The sequence below is a fragment of the Rhizobium sp. N731 genome (assembly GCF_001664145.1).
Classification (GTDB): Bacteria; Pseudomonadota; Alphaproteobacteria; order Rhizobiales; family Rhizobiaceae; genus Rhizobium; species Rhizobium esperanzae.
In genome coordinates this window covers 2,512,905-2,527,867 of record NZ_CP013601.1, presented here as the reverse complement: position 1 = coordinate 2,527,867, position 14,963 = coordinate 2,512,905, and the positions used below count along the sequence as shown (strand labels likewise).

12 protein-coding genes are annotated in these 14,963 nt (G+C 60.9%); 11 read left to right on the top strand and 1 reads right to left on the bottom strand.

What is annotated here, in order from left to right; genetic code table 11:
* Nucleotides 1-30: 30 nt before the first annotated feature.
* The 11 genes from AMK02_RS12460 (at nucleotide 31) to AMK02_RS12405 (ending at nucleotide 14,064) form a co-directional block, all read left to right on the top strand.
* On the top strand, nucleotides 31-936 hold the full coding sequence (locus tag AMK02_RS12460) for a carbohydrate ABC transporter permease (RefSeq protein WP_011425716.1): 906 nt from the start codon (nucleotides 31-33) through the stop codon (nucleotides 934-936).
* On the top strand, nucleotides 929-1,873 hold the full coding sequence (locus AMK02_RS12455) for a carbohydrate ABC transporter permease (RefSeq protein ID WP_020921516.1): 945 nt from the start codon (nucleotides 929-931) through the stop codon (nucleotides 1,871-1,873). Before AMK02_RS12460 ends, AMK02_RS12455 begins: the two co-directional genes overlap by 8 nt.
* A 4-nt stretch (nucleotides 1,874-1,877) precedes the next feature.
* A complete protein-coding gene (locus AMK02_RS12450) occupies nucleotides 1,878-2,984 on the top strand; it encodes an ABC transporter ATP-binding protein (protein ID WP_037139833.1) in 1,107 nt (368 codons plus the stop codon).
* Nucleotides 2,985-3,263: 279 nt separating this feature from the next.
* On the top strand, nucleotides 3,264-5,723 hold the full coding sequence (locus AMK02_RS12445; RefSeq protein ID WP_064803165.1) for a beta-mannosidase: 2,460 nt from the start codon (nucleotides 3,264-3,266) through the stop codon (nucleotides 5,721-5,723).
* Nucleotides 5,724-5,761: 38 nt separating this feature from the next.
* Entirely contained in the window at nucleotides 5,762-6,523 is a 762-nt protein-coding gene (locus AMK02_RS12440; RefSeq protein ID WP_010009560.1) for a sugar phosphate isomerase/epimerase family protein, read from the top strand.
* An 8-nt stretch (nucleotides 6,524-6,531) separates the two neighbouring features.
* Entirely contained in the window at nucleotides 6,532-7,665 is a 1,134-nt protein-coding gene (locus tag AMK02_RS12435; protein ID WP_064803163.1) for a Gfo/Idh/MocA family protein, read from the top strand.
* A 287-nt stretch (nucleotides 7,666-7,952) separates the two neighbouring features.
* The gene (gene mgrA, locus AMK02_RS12430) at nucleotides 7,953-8,984 is read left to right on the top strand and encodes an L-glyceraldehyde 3-phosphate reductase (protein ID WP_064803161.1); all 1,032 of its coding nucleotides are present in this window, start codon (nucleotides 7,953-7,955) and stop codon (nucleotides 8,982-8,984) included.
* A gap of 224 nt (nucleotides 8,985-9,208) precedes the next feature.
* Nucleotides 9,209-10,822, top strand: coding sequence for a glycoside hydrolase family 43 protein (locus AMK02_RS12425; protein WP_064803159.1), 1,614 nt, complete (start codon nucleotides 9,209-9,211; stop codon nucleotides 10,820-10,822).
* A gap of 711 nt (nucleotides 10,823-11,533) precedes the next feature.
* Nucleotides 11,534-12,460: an ABC transporter ATP-binding protein gene (locus AMK02_RS12415; RefSeq protein WP_064803155.1), complete on the top strand. Its 927-nt coding sequence runs from the start codon at nucleotides 11,534-11,536 to the stop codon at nucleotides 12,458-12,460.
* A complete protein-coding gene (locus AMK02_RS12410) occupies nucleotides 12,457-13,218 on the top strand; it encodes an ABC transporter permease (RefSeq protein WP_064803152.1) in 762 nt (253 codons plus the stop codon). The genes AMK02_RS12415 and AMK02_RS12410 overlap by 4 nt, the downstream gene beginning before the upstream one ends.
* Before the next feature lie 117 nt (nucleotides 13,219-13,335).
* Complete coding sequence (locus AMK02_RS12405; RefSeq protein WP_064803150.1) at nucleotides 13,336-14,064, top strand: SDR family oxidoreductase; 729 nt, start codon at nucleotides 13,336-13,338, stop codon at nucleotides 14,062-14,064.
* On the opposite strand, the gene AMK02_RS12400 is transcribed toward AMK02_RS12405, so the two are convergent.
* Nucleotides 14,027-14,950 carry a LysR family transcriptional regulator gene (locus AMK02_RS12400; protein ID WP_064806186.1) on the bottom strand — a complete coding sequence of 308 codons (924 nt, stop codon included), beginning with the start codon at nucleotides 14,948-14,950 and terminating at the stop codon, nucleotides 14,027-14,029. The genes AMK02_RS12405 and AMK02_RS12400 overlap by 38 nt on opposite strands.
* Nucleotides 14,951-14,963 lie beyond the last annotated feature (13 nt).

Below are 14,963 nucleotides of genomic sequence, written 5' to 3'. Positions count from 1 at the left end.
GCCGCAGCTGCGGTTTGAGGAGAAGTGTTCATGACGGGTCAAGCGCAAGCAGGCCGGCCAATCAAGCTACTGCGCAATCTGAATGCCAAGATTGCGTCCATTCCGATGATCCTGACAGCGCTGGTGATCTTTGTCGGCGGCACGTTCTGGACGGTCTTTTATTCCTTCACCAATTCCAAGCTCCTCCCGCGGTTGAGCTTCGTCGGCTTCGACCAGTATCACCGTCTCTGGGCGGCACCCCGCTGGGTTACTGCGATCGAAAATCTGGCGCTCTACGGCGTCCTCTCGCTGATCTTCAGCCTGGTCATCGGATTTGTGCTCGCCGCGCTCATGGATCAGAAGATCCGTTTCGAAAACACTTTTCGCACCATCTTTCTCTACCCCTTCGCGCTGTCCTTCATCGTGACGGGTCTCGTCTGGCAGTGGGTTCTGAACCCGGATTTCGGCGTCCAGTCGGTAGTGCGTTCGCTCGGCTGGACAAGCTTCACCTTCAATCCGCTCTACACGCCCGAAATCGTCATCTACGGGATTCTGATCGCGGCGCTTTGGCAGGGAACGGGCCTCGTCATGTGCCTGATGCTTGCCGGCCTGCGCGGCATCGACGAGGATATCTGGAAAGCGGCCCGCGTCGACGGCATCCCGATGTGGAAGACCTACCTGCTCGTCGTCATTCCGATGATGCGGCCCGTGTTCATCACGACGATCGTCATCATCGCCTCCGGCATCGTCAAGGTCTACGACCTCGTGGTGGCGCAGACTTCGGGCGGTCCCGGCATATCATCGGAAGTGCCGGCCAAATACGTCTACGATTACATGTTCCAGGCGCAGAATCTGGGTCAGGGCTTCGCCGCATCGACGATGATGCTGGTCACAGTCGCGATCATCATCGTTCCGTGGGCCTATCTGGAGTTCGGAGGAGGGCGCAAGCGTGGCTGATATCGAAACTCTCAACACCACGGCTGCCGGCCTCGACGCCGTCTCACAGAGGCTCGGCGACGGTCCGAGCGGTCCGAAGCCGCGCCCGACGCTGTCAGCGCGCAACATCATGCTCTACGGAACGCTGACGGTTGCAGCGCTCTATTATCTGCTGCCGCTCTATGTGATGGTCGTGACGTCACTGAAGGGCATGCCGGAAATCCGTCTCGGCAACATCTTCTCACCGCCGATGGAGATCACCTTCGAACCCTGGGTCAAGGCCTGGGCGGAGGCCTGCACGGGCCTGAACTGCGACGGCCTGTCGCGCGGTTTCTGGAATTCGGTGCGCATCACCGTGCCGTCGGTGATCATCTCGATCGCCATCGCCTCGGTGAACGGCTATGCGCTGGCAAACTGGCGGTTCAAAGGTTCCGAGCTGTTCTTCTCGATCCTCATCATCGGGGCCTTCATTCCCTATCAGGTGATGATCTATCCGATCGTCATCATCCTCCGCGAAATCGGCATCTACGGCACGCTGACCGGCCTTGTCATCGTGCACTCGATCTTCGGCATGCCAATCCTGACGCTGCTCTTCCGCAACTACTTCGTGTCGCTGCCGGAGGAACTGTTCAAGGCAGCGCGCGTCGACGGGGCAGGCTTCTGGCAGATCTTCCTGAAGATCATGCTGCCGATGTCGCTGCCGATCTTCGTCGTCGCCATGATCCTGCAGGTCACAGGCATCTGGAACGACTTCCTGTTCGGTGTCGTCTTCACCCGGCCGGATACCTATCCGATGACCGTGCAACTCAACAACATCGTCAATTCTGTCCAGGGCGTGAAGGAATACAACGTCAACATGGCAGCGACGATCCTCACCGGCCTGGTGCCGCTGATCGTCTATTTCGTCTCCGGACGGCTTTTCGTTCGCGGCATCGCCGCCGGCGCAGTGAAGGGGTGATCACATGAACATGAATTCAACTGTCTCCAATTCGAGCGTCTCGATCAAGGATCTGTCGCTGAACTTCGGATCGGTCAGCGTGCTGAAGGATCTCAACCTCGACATCAATGACGGCGAATTCCTGGTGCTGCTTGGATCGTCGGGCTGCGGCAAGTCGACCTTGCTGAATTGCATCGCCGGCCTGCTCGATGCTTCGGAAGGCCAGATCTTCATCAAGGGCAAGAACGTCACCTGGGAAGAGCCGAAGGATCGCGGCATCGGCATGGTTTTCCAGTCCTATGCGCTCTATCCTCAGATGACCGTGGAGAAGAACCTCTCCTTCGGCCTTCGCGTCGCCAAGGTGCCGCAGGCCGAGATCGACAAGCGCGTGGCGCGTGCGGCCGAGATCCTGCAGATCCAGCCGCTCCTGAAGCGCAAGCCGGCAGAGCTTTCCGGCGGTCAGCGCCAGCGCGTGGCGATCGGCCGGGCGCTGGTGCGCGATGTCGACGTCTTCCTGTTCGACGAACCGCTGTCCAACCTTGACGCCAAGCTGCGTTCAGAACTGCGTGTCGAAATCAAGCGCCTGCACCAGTCGCTGCAGAATACGATGATCTATGTGACGCACGACCAGATCGAGGCGCTGACGCTGGCTGATCGCATCGCCATCATGAAGAGCGGCATCATCCAGCAGCTCGACGATCCGACGACGATCTACAACCGGCCGCGCAATCTCTTCGTCGCCGGCTTCATCGGCTCGCCCTCGATGAATTTCCTGCGTGGCGAGTTGGTCAAATCAGGCGATGGCATCGCCTTTACCGCCAACGGTGTCATCTTCTCGCTGGCGGCTTACGACGCCAATGAAGTGCTGCAGCCCGGCCGCAAGGTGGTGCTCGGCGTTCGCCCCGAGCATATCAAGGTCAACGAAAACACCGGCGGCGAGGAACATGACGCGACAGTCGATATCGAGGAGCCGATGGGCGCGGACAATCTCCTGTGGCTGAAACATGCCGGCCACACGATGTCGGTCCGCGTCAACGGCGCGCGCCGCTTCAATGTCGGAGCCAAGGTGAAGCTGAGCTTCGACATGACGCTGGCTTCGGTGTTCGACGCCGAGAGCGAGCTGCGGCTTTAGCGGAGATTTGTGGATTGAGGCCACTACCCCCGGGCGAGTTTGACGAAAAGGCCAATCCCGCCCTCCGTCATCCTCGGGCTTGACCCGAGGATCCATGCCGTTGCTGCTGGTGGATACGGTGTAGGTCCTCGGGTCAAGCCCGGGGATGACGGAGAGCGGAGTGGGCGGATGAGGACAAAAACGACACGTCTCTGACGAACGAATAGGTGAAAGCCGCCGAACAGCGACATTTGCCCTTCCTTCAAGAACACAACCCTTTTCGAAATCGGAAATGAAATCGTGACGCAACAACCGCCTCCCTCCAGCATCGACCTTTCCGGTTCGTGGCAGCTGAGCTCCGTTGATGGTGAGATCAAAAGCGTCATCGCGCTGCCGGGCGACGTGCATACGGCGCTTCACCGGGCCGGTCTGATCCCCGACCCCTATTTCGGGCGCAACGAGCAGAAGGTGCAGTGGGTCGCCCAGCGTGAGTGGGCGGTCGAGCGCAGCTTTGCACTGCAGGAGGTCGACGGCGACTGGTATCTCGATGTCGATTATCTCGACACGGTCGCCAGCGTCTACGTCAACGGCTTCCTGGCGCTCGAAGCCGACAACAGCTTCCGCCGCTACCGGCCTGATGTCTCAAGCATGCTGAAATCCGGCGACAACGTCATCCGCATCGTGTTTGCCTCCAATCCCGCCGTTGGTGCCGAGCGGCAGAAGCAGCAGCCCTTTTACATTCCCTACAGTACCGGCAACTCGCCGATCCCCGACGGCAACATGCTGCGCAAGCCGCAATGCCATTTCGGCTGGGACTGGAATATCGCCATTGCACCCTTCGGCCTCTACGGCACGATCGCGCTGAAGAAGCTCGAAACGGCGCGCATCGAGCATGTCGTCACCCGCCAGAGCCACAACAATGACGGCTCTGTCGATCTCACGGTGACGGCGAGCCTCTATGCCAAGCATGCCGGCATCGCCCAGGTCTATTTCGATCTCGACGGAGAGCGCGTGCGCCTCGATGTCGGCGTCAAGGGCGAGACTGATGTCAATTACCTCTTCCATATCGACAGGCCGCGCCTCTGGTGGCCGTCCGGCAGCGGTGAGCAGGCGCTTTACACGCTCTCCGTCGAGCTGTCCGATGAGGTGGTGACGAAGCAGATCGGTCTTCGTACCATCGAGCTGATCACCACGCCGGATGCATCAGGCAGCCGCTTTGCGTTCAAGGTCAACGGCAGAGAGGTCTTCTGCCGCGGCGCCAACTGGATTCCGGCCGACGCGCTCTATTCGCTCTCGTCGCCTGAAAAGACTGAGGATTTGCTGCAGTCGGCGAAAGCCGCCAATATGAACATGGTCCGCGTCTGGGGTGGCGGCTTCTATGAGCAGGATCATTTCTACGATCTCTGCGACCGGCTGGGCCTCCTGGTCTGGCAGGACTTCATGTTCGCCTGCAATCTCTATCCCTCGACAGAGGACTTTCTCGAGAATGTGGCGATCGAAGTCGATTACCAGGTCCGCCGGCTCTCCTCTCATCCCTCGATCGCGCTCTGGTGCGGCGACAACGAACTTGTCGGCGCGCTGACCTGGTTCGAGGAGTCGCGGAAGGACCGCGACCGTTATCTCGTCTCCTACGACCGGCTCAACCGAACGATCGAGCAGGCGGTGAAGAAAGCGTTGCCCGGCGCGCTCTGGTGGCCGTCGAGCCCGGCCTCCGGCTATCTCGATTTCGGCGATGCCTGGCATGCCGACGGCTCCGGCGACATGCATTACTGGTCGGTCTGGCACGAGAACAAGTCATTCGACAATTATCGTTCGGTGCGGCCGCGCTTCTGCTCGGAATTCGGCTTCCAGTCCTATACCTCGCTGCCCGTCATCAAGACCTATGCCGACGAGAAGGACATGAACGTCGCTTCCCCGGTCATGGAACTGCATCAGAAGAATGCCGGCGGCAACGAGCGCATCGCCGGCACGATGTTCCGTTATTTCCGCTTCCCCAAGGATTTCCCGAACTTCGTCTATCTCTCGCAGATCCAGCAGGGCCTGGCGATCAAGACGGCGGTGGAATACTGGCGGTCGCTGAAACCCCATTGCATGGGCACGATCTACTGGCAGCTCAACGACACCTGGCCGGTCGCTTCCTGGTCGAGCCTCGATTATGGCGGGCGCTGGAAGGCGATGCATTATCTCGTCAAGCGCTTCTTCCAACCGGTGGCAGTCGCGGCCATTCCTTCCGAGGACGGCAAGACGATCCGTTTCTCGCTGGTCAACGACACGCTTGCCGATGTCAGTGTCGATCTTTCAATTTCTGTTCTGACGATGAACGGCGAGCGGAAGCACCTGAAAGATGTGCAGGCGGTCTGCTCGCCGGATGCGGCGGTGACGGCTGCGACCATCGACGTCGCCGAGATCGGCGAGGGAACGCTGCTTGCCTGGCAATTCACAGCCTCGAATGGCATGGGCGGCGAGGGGCATTATGTCAACGGCACCTATAAGGCGCTGGAGCTCGAAGCCTCAGGGCTGACGGTCACCCATGAATATGTCGAGGCGAGTGGCGCCATCGACATCAACGTCACCGCGAAGGGACTTGCGCTCTTCGTGATGATCGAAAGCGAGACGGACGGCAAATATTCCGACAACGCCTTCGATCTCGCGGCCGGCGAAAGCCGCCGCATCACCTTCACCCCGGCACATCAGCTCGAACGCGGCAAGCTGCCGGACTTCCGGTTCTACGACCTGCATTCCTGCCAATCGGCGGATTGATCTTCCCAAGCATGGGCACGAGGCCCAAGGAGAACATGATGACGAAACTAAGCTACCAGCTCTATAGCGCGCGCAACTTCCAGCCCTATTCGGCGATTTTCGAGAAGCTCGGCAAGGCAGGTTATGCCGAAGTCGAAGGCTTCGGCGGCATCTACGCCGATCTCGACGATGCCGGCCTGAAAAGCCTTCGCGCCGAGCTCGACAAGAATGGCCTGGTCATGGCGAGTGGCCATTTCAGCCCCGATTTCCTGGAGAAGGAAGTTCAGAAGTCGCTCAATATTGCCAAGATTCTCGGCATGGACTCGATCTATGCGCCGCACCTGGCGGCCGAACAGCGCCCCTCGGATGCCGCCGGCTGGACCGCCTTCGGCAAGCGGCTGCAGGAGATGAGCAAGCCTTACAAAGAAGCCGGCTACGAATTCGGCTGGCACAACCATGATTTCGAGTTCGTCAAGCTGGCCGACGGCTCGCTGCCGATCGAGCGCATCTTCGAAGGCGCGCCCGACATTTCCTGGGAAGCCGATATCGCCTGGGTCATCCGCGGCGGCGCCGATCCCTTCGCCTGGATCGAGAAACTCGGCTCTCGCATCACTTCGGTCCACGTCAAGGATATCGCGCCGGCAGGCGAGGCGAAGGATGAGGACGGCTGGGCCGATGTCGGCCATGGCAAGGTTGAATGGGCCAAGCTGATAGCGGCGCTTCGCGGCACCAAGGCCAAGCACTTCGTCGTCGAACATGACAATCCCAAAGACATCGACCGCAATATCAGCCGTTCGATCGCATCCTTCAAGACTTATTGAGGCACATCATGACCAGGGAACTTGGCGTCGGCATCATCGGATGCGGCAACATCTCCACCACCTACTTCTCGCTCGCACCGCTCTTCAAGGGGCTGAAGGTGCTGGCCTGCGCCGATATCAACCTGCAGGCCGCCGAGGCCCGCGCCAAGGAATATGGCGTGAAGGCACAGACGATCGACGCGCTGCTCGCCAATGACGAGATCGACGTCGTCGTCAATCTGACCATTCCGGATGCGCATTTTCCGGTATCGAAGGCGATCCTCGAGGCCGGCAAACACGTCTATTCGGAAAAGCCGCTGGTGCTTACGCTTGAGCAGGGCGAGGAGCTTCGCCGCATCGCCAAAGCAAAAAACCTAGCCGTCGGCTGCGCGCCGGACACTTTCCTCGGCGGCGCGCATCAGCTTGCCCGCAAGTTCATCGACGACGGCGGCATCGGCCGGGTCACTTCGGGCGCCTGCTATGTCATGAGCCCCGGCATGGAGATGTGGCATCCGAATCCGGATTTCTTCTTCCTGCCGGGCGGCGGTCCGATCCTCGATCTCGGCCCCTATTATATCGCCAATCTGATCAACCTGATCGGCCCTGTGAAGCGCGTCGGCGCCATGACCTCGATGGCATCGGCGACCCGGACGATCACCAGCCAGCCGCGCCATGGCGAGATCATCCCGGTTAAGACGCCGACGACGATCCAGGCGCTGCTCGAATTCGTCAGCGGCGCTACCGTGACGCTGTCGGCGAGCTGGGATGTGTGGTCGCACCGCCATGCCAATATGGAGCTCTACGGCACCGACGGCTCGCTTTACGTGCCGGACCCGAACTTCTTCGGCGGCACCGTCGAGGCCAGCGGCCGCGACAAGGACATCAAGCCGCTGGAAGACTGGGATCATCCCTTCGGCAAGATCAACCAGGAAAACCCGACCGGGGCGCGCGCCAACTACCGCACGGCCGGCCTTGCCGATATGGCGATGGCGCTGATCGAGGGACGCGACGCGCGCTGCTCGCTCGACCGCACGCTGCACGGCGTCGACGTCATGACCTCGATCCTGAAATCGGGCGAGGAGGGCCGATTCATCGATCTCACGACGACCTGCACCCAGCCGGCCGCGCTTGGCATCGAAGAGGCGCAGGCGCTGTTGAGGTGATAACGTATCGCCTGAGGTCTGCTGATCGCCAAGTGCGCACTCCGAACGTCATCCTCGGCCTTGTGCCGAGGATCTGCAAACCAGGCGGCGAATGCTCGGCATCGATTGGTCGCGGGCACTCTTGAAGCCGTAGGAACTCGCGCGTTCGCTTGCCGTATCCAGCGCGCTTGTTCCAATAGTTCTCGCGCGCTCGGGCTTGTCCCGAGGATCTATCGAGAGCACGGCAGATGCTCGGCACAAGGCCGAGCATGACGATCATAGAGATATTTTGTCAAGGAGACATTCAGATGAGCTGGCAACCGGCCGCAGACCGTTATTCGAAGATGAAATATAACCGCACGGGCCGTTCCGGCCTGAAACTGCCGGCCGTCTCCCTCGGCCTCTGGCACAATTTCGGCGGTGACACGCCGCATGACCGCAAGATCGACATGTGCCGCACGGCCTTCGATCTCGGCATCACCCATTTCGATCTCGCCAACAATTACGGCCCGCCTCCCGGCAGCGCCGAGACCGCTTTCGGCGAAATTCTGCGCACGGAATTTTCCAGGCTTCGCGACGAGCTGATCATTTCCTCGAAAGCCGGCTACGATATGTGGCCGGGTCCCTATGGCGAGTGGGGCAGCCGCAAATACCTGATCGCCTCCTGCGATCAAAGCCTGAAGCGCATGGGTCTCGATTATGTCGACATTTTCTATTCCCACCGCTTCGATCCGGAGACGCCGCTCGAGGAAACCTGTGGCGCGCTCGACCATATCGTCCGCTCCGGCCGGGCGCTCTATGTTGGCATCTCCTCCTATAATTCGCAGCGCACCCGCGAAGCAGCCGCCATCCTCAAGGACCTCGGCACGCCCTGCCTGATCCATCAGCCGAGCTATTCAATGCTCAACCGCTGGGTCGAGGACGACAGGCTGCTCGATACGCTCGACGACGTCGGCATGGGTTCGATAGTGTTCTCGCCGCTCGCCCAGGGCATGCTGACGACGAAGTATCTTGGCGGTATTCCGGCCGACAGCCGGGCGGCGCAGAATCATTTCCTGAAGCGCGATTTCATCCGCCCTTCGATCATCGACAATATCAGGAAGCTCAACGATATCGCCGAACGGCGTGGCCAGACGCTGGCGCAGATGGCGATTGCCTGGGTACTGCGGGGTGGGCGGGTGACCTCGGCGCTGATCGGCGCCAGCCGGTCCTCGCAGATCGTCGATTGCGTCAAGGCGCTGGATAATATCGAGTTTTCGGCTGAGGAGCTGAAGGAGATCGATGTGTATGCCCGTGAGGCTGATATCAATCTCTGGGCGAGGTCGGCCGAGCGGGATTAGGCAAGGCAACCGGAGGATGTGGCAGTAGTTGCCACACGTCCTCATTCCTGTGCTTGTCACAGGAATCCAGCCACCGCGCGTGCGCGCGGTGAAAAGGGGTCTTTCCGGCCCAAAGACTTGGTTCGGCTGGATCTCTGTGACAAGCACAGAGATGAGGGTGGAGAGGCTAGCTAAACCGCACCTATCTGACGTACGTACCGCAATAATCTAGGAGGAGGCCGTTCATGATCCGCAATCCCATCCTGCCCGGGTTCAATCCCGATCCGTCGATCTGCCGCGTCGGCGACGATTATTACATCGCCACCTCCACCTTCGAATGGTATCCGGGTGTGCAGATCCATCATTCTCGCGATCTTGTAAACTGGACGCTGGTGCGCCGGCCCCTAGAGCGTGCCTCGCAGCTCGACATGCGCGGCAATCCCGATAGCTGCGGCATCTGGGCGCCGTGTCTTTCCTATGCTGATGGGCAGTTCTGGCTTGTTTATACCGACGTCAAGCGTTTCGACGGCAATTTCAAGGATGCGCATAATTACATCGTGACGTCTCCTTCCATCGAGGGCGAATGGTCCGAGCCGGTCTATGTCAATTCCTCCGGCTTCGATCCCTCGCTCTTCCACGACGACGATGGCCGCAAATGGTTCGTCAACATGCAGTGGAACCACCGAACCCAGAGCTTCGGCGGCTCGCCGAAATCGCCCGCCTTCGACGGCATCCTGCTGCAGGAATGGGATCCCGCGACCAAGGCGCTGAAGGGGCCGATCAAAAACATCTTCGCCGGCAGCCCGCTCGGCCTCGTCGAAGGACCGCATCTCTTCAAGAAGAACGGCTGGTATTATCTGACGACCGCCGAGGGCGGCACCGGCTACGACCACGCCGTCACCATGGCGCGCTCGCGCCGCATCGACGGGCCGTATGAGATGCATCCGAACATGCATCTGATCACCTCGAAGGATCATCCGGGCGCGGTGCTGCAGCGGGCCGGGCACGGCCAATATGTCGAGACACCGGAGGGGCAGGCCTATCACACTCATCTCTGCGGCCGGCCGCTGCCGCCGAAACGGCGATGCACGCTGGGGCGCGAAACGTCCCTGCAGAAATGCGTCTGGCGCGACGATGATTGGCTCTATCTGGAAAACGGCACCTCAGTGCCCGATGTCGATGTGTCGGTTCCTTTCAGCGCTGCGCCGGTGGAGAAGCCGATGCGCAGCGAGTACAGTTTCGATGGGCGCGCGCTACCGGCCGATTTCCAGTGGCTGCGCACGCCCGAACCCCAGCGCATCTTCAATCTGACGGACCGTCCCGGCCATCTCAGGCTGATCGGTCGCGAAAGCATCGGCTCCTGGTTCGAGCAGTCGCTGGTCGCGCGCCGGCAGGAGCATCATAGTTTCCGCGCCGAAACCGTGATCGAATTTTCGCCTGACACGTATCAGCAGGTCGCGGGGCTGACGCATTATTACAACCGCCACAAGTTCCACGCGATCGCCGTGACGCTGCACGAAACGCTCGGCCGCTGCGTGACCATCCTCTCCTGCAACGGCGACTACCCGAACAGCCGCCTCAGCTTTCCCGCCGAAAGTGGTGTCGCGATCCCGGCCGAGGGCCGTGTCCAGCTTGCCATGGAAATCCGCGAGAATGACCTTCAATTCTCCTGGCAGACGGAGGGCAAGGGCGCCTGGCAACGGATCGGTCCCGTCCTCGACGCCGGCGTGATTTCCGACGAGGGCGGGCGCGGGGAGCACGGCTCCTTCACCGGCGCCTTTGCCGGCGTGTTTGCCTTCGATACGTCTGGGCGAGGGAAGGCGGCGGATTTCGACTGGTTCAATTATGATGAATTGTGAGGGGTAGCACCTACTGCCTCCCAGCCGCCCTCGTCCTTCGAGGCTTCGGCCTTTGGCCTATGCACCTCAGGATAAGGGCTGGTCGTTGTGCCATTTGGCTGCGGACCAGATCGGCATGCTTGGTTGCGCCAAATCCGTTGTTGCCAAGCTCGCTGCTATGTCTTGCGACACGGCCGCGACCTCTGTCCGACCTCATCCTGGAGGTGGCCCGCAGGGGCCTCGAAGGACGAGGTCGGCCGCTGCAACGACGCACGCACAAAAGAAAAGCCGGCGCAGAGGCCGGCTGAGACGAACGCGGCTGCACAGGGATACTGGCCGGTTCCAAACGCTTGGTGACTGAACAATAACTTTCATTACATGCCGAGACAGCGGAAAAGGGCGCAACGAGAACGCCGGTAAGACGGCTCCGCAAAGGAATGGGCGGCGGGGCGGATGCCGGTGCTTGCCTCGGCTCTCTTATCGAGCATGAATATCACCGGATGATGACATCCGGAGCCGACCGCTGCCTTTCTTTCAGAGAGAATTGGCGGCGGGCGACGGCAATCGGAAGCCGGCTATCGCAGGCCCGTCACCAATGGGTGATCGGCTTGACGAAAGGCGACGGTGTTGGCGAGGCGTGAATGCAGTGTTCATGTTCCCGAAGGATGTCAAAGCGCCACAGAGGGACTATATAGCGGGCCGAAATACTTCGAGCATCTGCAAGAGTCCTGCATGACCCCCATTATTTCCGTTCAGAACCTGACGAAGACTTATGCCAACGGGTTCGAGGCCCTGAAGGGCATCAACCTCGATGTCGAGAAGGGCGAGATCCTGGCGCTGCTCGGGCCGAACGGCGCCGGCAAGACGACCCTGATCTCGATCATCTGCGGCATCGCCAATCCGAGCGGCGGCCGCGTGCTGGTGGCCGGCAACGACGTAGTAAAGGATTTCCGCGCGACCCGCTCGATGATCGGCCTGGTGCCGCAGGAGCTGACGACTGACCAGTTCGAGACGGTGTTCAACACGGTGAGCTTTTCGCGCGGGCTGCATGGCAAGAAGGCCAATCCAGCGCATATCGAGAAGGTGCTGCGGGCGCTCTCGCTTTGGGACAAGAAGGATAATATGCTGCGTCAGCTCTCCGGCGGCATGAAACGACGGGTTCTGATCGCCAAGGCGCTTTCCCATGAGCCGGATATTCTTTTCCTTGACGAGCCGACCGCTGGCGTCGACGTGACGCTGCGCAAGGACATGTGGCACGTCGTCGAAGAACTCCGGGCTTCGGGCGTCACCATCATCCTGACGACCCATTATATCGAAGAGGCCGAGGAAATCGCCGACCGCGTCGGCGTCATCAATGGCGGCGAGCTGCTGCTCGTCGAGGAAAAGGCCGCGTTGATGGCCAAGCTCGGCCGCAAGCAGCTCATCCTCGATTTGGCGGAACCGCTGAGCCGGCTGCCAGACTGTTTTGCCGGCAATGGCCTCACTCTCGAAGCGGACGGAAGCCGCCTGACTTATGATTTCGACGCCGATAACGAGCAGGAAAGCATCGCGACGCTGCTGACCCGGCTCGGCGAGAACAATATCCATTTCAAGGATCTGTCGACGCGGCAGAGTTCGCTCGAAGATATCTTCGTGGCGCTGGTGGGAGCGAGCAAATGAACTTCGAAGCGGTCAAATCGATCTATTTCTTCGAAATGGCGCGCACGCGCCGCACGCTGCTGCAAAGCGTCATCTCGCCTGTCATCTCGACCTCGCTTTATTTCATCGTCTTCGGGGCGGCAGTCGGTTCGCGCATCCAGGAAGTGGAAGGCGTGTCCTACGGTGCTTTCATCACGCCGGGCCTCATCATGCTGACGCTGCTCGGCCAGTGCATCAGCAACGGCTCCTTCGGAATCTACTTCCCGAAATTCACCGGCACGATCTATGAGGTGCTGTCGGCGCCCGTGGCGATGACGGAGATACTGCTCGGTTATGTCGGGGCGGCGGCCACCAAGGGCCTGATCATCGGCGTCATCATTCTTTTAACCGCCAATCTCTTCGTCGACGTCAGGATCGAACATCCTTTCATGATGATCCTGTTCTTCCTGCTGACTGCGATCACTTTCAGCCTGTTCGGCTTCATGATCGGCATCTGGGCCGGCAATTTCGAGCAGCTGAACCTCATTCCCATGCTTGTCGTGCCGCCGCTGACCTTCCTCGGTGGCAGTTTCTATTCTGTCAGCATGCTGCCGCCCTTCTGGCAGGCGGTCAGCCACTTCAACCCGGTGCTCTACCTCGTCAGCGGCTTCCGCTGGAGTTTTTACGGGATCGCCGATGTCAACCCGGCGATCAGCCTGGCGATGATCACCGTGTTCCTGGCGATCTGCCTGGGAACGCTCGGCTGGATCTTCAAGACCGGATACCGGCTGCGCAACTGACCGCTTGAACGTCGATGATCGGAGAAGCCGATAGTGCTATCGGCTTCTTCCGTTTTTCTTTTGCGTCCGGTGGAGGCATCTGCTGTCTCATCCCAATGGAGAGGCGAGACAGCTGTTATGAGCATCGAAGGTCAGAAGGTGATAATTGTCGGCGGCAGTTCCGGTATGGGGCTGGCACTTGCCGGGCGTCTGCTCGACGAGGGGGCGTCGGTGACGATTGCCGGGCGCGGTCAGGAGAAGCTTGCGGCAGTTTGCCGTCATCTCGGCGACCACCCGAAACTTCGAACCCATGTCGTCGATATAGGCCGGGAGGAGGAGGTCGCGGCGCTGTTTCGGGAGTGCGGACCGGTCGATCATATCGTCAGCACGGCGGCGGAAATCGAAGGAGCCTATCAGCTGCTGTCGTCGCTCGAACTGGCGGCGGCAGAAAAGGTGGTCCAGAGCAAGTTCTACGGCCCGCTACTGCTGGCGAAATATGGCGCCTCCCGACTGCCGTCGTCTGGTTCGATCACCTACACCTCGGGTATTGCGGCCTATCGGCCGCTCGCGCGCGGATCGGTGGTCGCGGCCGTCAACGCGGCACTCGAAGGCCTCGTCAGGGCGCTTGCCGTCGAACTGGCGCCGATCCGCGTCAACGCGGTTTCGCCCGGCTGGGTGGACACGCCGATCTGGAGCTTCGTTGCCGGTGACGCCAAGCAGGCGAGGCTGGATGCGATGGCGCAGCGCCTGCCGGTTGGGCGGGTTGGGCAGCCCGAGGATATCGCCGATGCGATGCGTTTCCTGATCGGCAACGGCTTCACCACGGGCACTACCCTGCATGTCGAAGGCGGGCATCGGCTGGTCTGACCGGCGAAAGATTTTCGCTGGCCGATTGCAGAAGGAAAGCGATGTGCGACGGCTGGACGCGCCGGCGTCTCCACATCATCACCAGCGAGGCTGCCAGCGGCCGGCCGGGCCAGGGCAGTTCGACGACATCGCCGCGCGCAATGGACGGCCCCACCGCCAGACTCGGGACCAGGCCGTAGCCGGCGCCTGATGCCACGAGCCGGATGATCGTTGCGATGCTGTCGGCTTCCGCCGCAACGGCCGGCGCAGCTAAACCCGCTTCGGCAAAGGCGGTATCGAGCAGGTGGCGATAGACGCAGCCGGCCGCGGTGGCGATGAACGGGGCGGTGCGCAGGGCTGCGAGGCTTTCCGGCGGCGGGATTTGCGCGCTGCCGGCGGCAATCAGCACCAGCGGCTCGCTGGCGACGCGGCGTGTCACGAAGCGCTCGTCCTGCTGACCGCGATCGAAGGTGAAGACGATATCAACCGAGCCATGCTGCAATTTCGCATGCAACTCGCCACTGCCGCCGACCTTGAGTTTGAGACCGAGATCGGGATTTTGCCTGCGGAGGAGGGAGAGCCAGGGCGCCAGCCTTTCAGCGGCAATGGTTTCCAGCGTGCCCAGGGTGATAGAGGCTTCGGAAATGCCGGCGGCAATGCGGACGGCGGTCTGCGCCTCATCGTTCAGCGCCAATATCTCTTCCGCATAGGCCTTCAATGCCATGCCTGCCGGTGTGGGAGCGACGCCCTGCCGGGAGCGGAGGAAGAGTTCAACGCCCATCTCCTCTTCCAGCGCCTGGATTTGATCACTGAGGCTCGACTGCGCGAGATTGACCTCGGCGGCGGCGCGCGTGAGGTTTCCATGGCGGATGACGGCAAGGAAGGTCTTCAATTGTCGTGGGGTCATGTTGAGCTCCGGC

Coding starts and splice junctions, on each gene's coding strand:
- AMK02_RS12415 (WP_064803155.1), top strand. CDS start 11,534: ATGACCCCCATTATTTCCGTTCAGAACCTGACGAAGACTTATGCCAAC.
- AMK02_RS12450 (WP_037139833.1), top strand. CDS start 1,878: ATGAACATGAATTCAACTGTCTCCAATTCGAGCGTCTCGATCAAGGAT.
- mgrA (WP_064803161.1), top strand. CDS start 7,953: ATGAGCTGGCAACCGGCCGCAGACCGTTATTCGAAGATGAAATATAAC.
- AMK02_RS12460 (WP_011425716.1), top strand. CDS start 31: ATGACGGGTCAAGCGCAAGCAGGCCGGCCAATCAAGCTACTGCGCAAT.
- AMK02_RS12405 (WP_064803150.1), top strand. CDS start 13,336: ATGAGCATCGAAGGTCAGAAGGTGATAATTGTCGGCGGCAGTTCCGGT.
- AMK02_RS12410 (WP_064803152.1), top strand. CDS start 12,457: ATGAACTTCGAAGCGGTCAAATCGATCTATTTCTTCGAAATGGCGCGC.
- AMK02_RS12400 (WP_064806186.1), bottom strand. CDS start 14,950: ATGACCCCACGACAATTGAAGACCTTCCTTGCCGTCATCCGCCATGGA.
- AMK02_RS12425 (WP_064803159.1), top strand. CDS start 9,209: ATGATCCGCAATCCCATCCTGCCCGGGTTCAATCCCGATCCGTCGATC.
- AMK02_RS12440 (WP_010009560.1), top strand. CDS start 5,762: ATGACGAAACTAAGCTACCAGCTCTATAGCGCGCGCAACTTCCAGCCC.
- AMK02_RS12435 (WP_064803163.1), top strand. CDS start 6,532: ATGACCAGGGAACTTGGCGTCGGCATCATCGGATGCGGCAACATCTCC.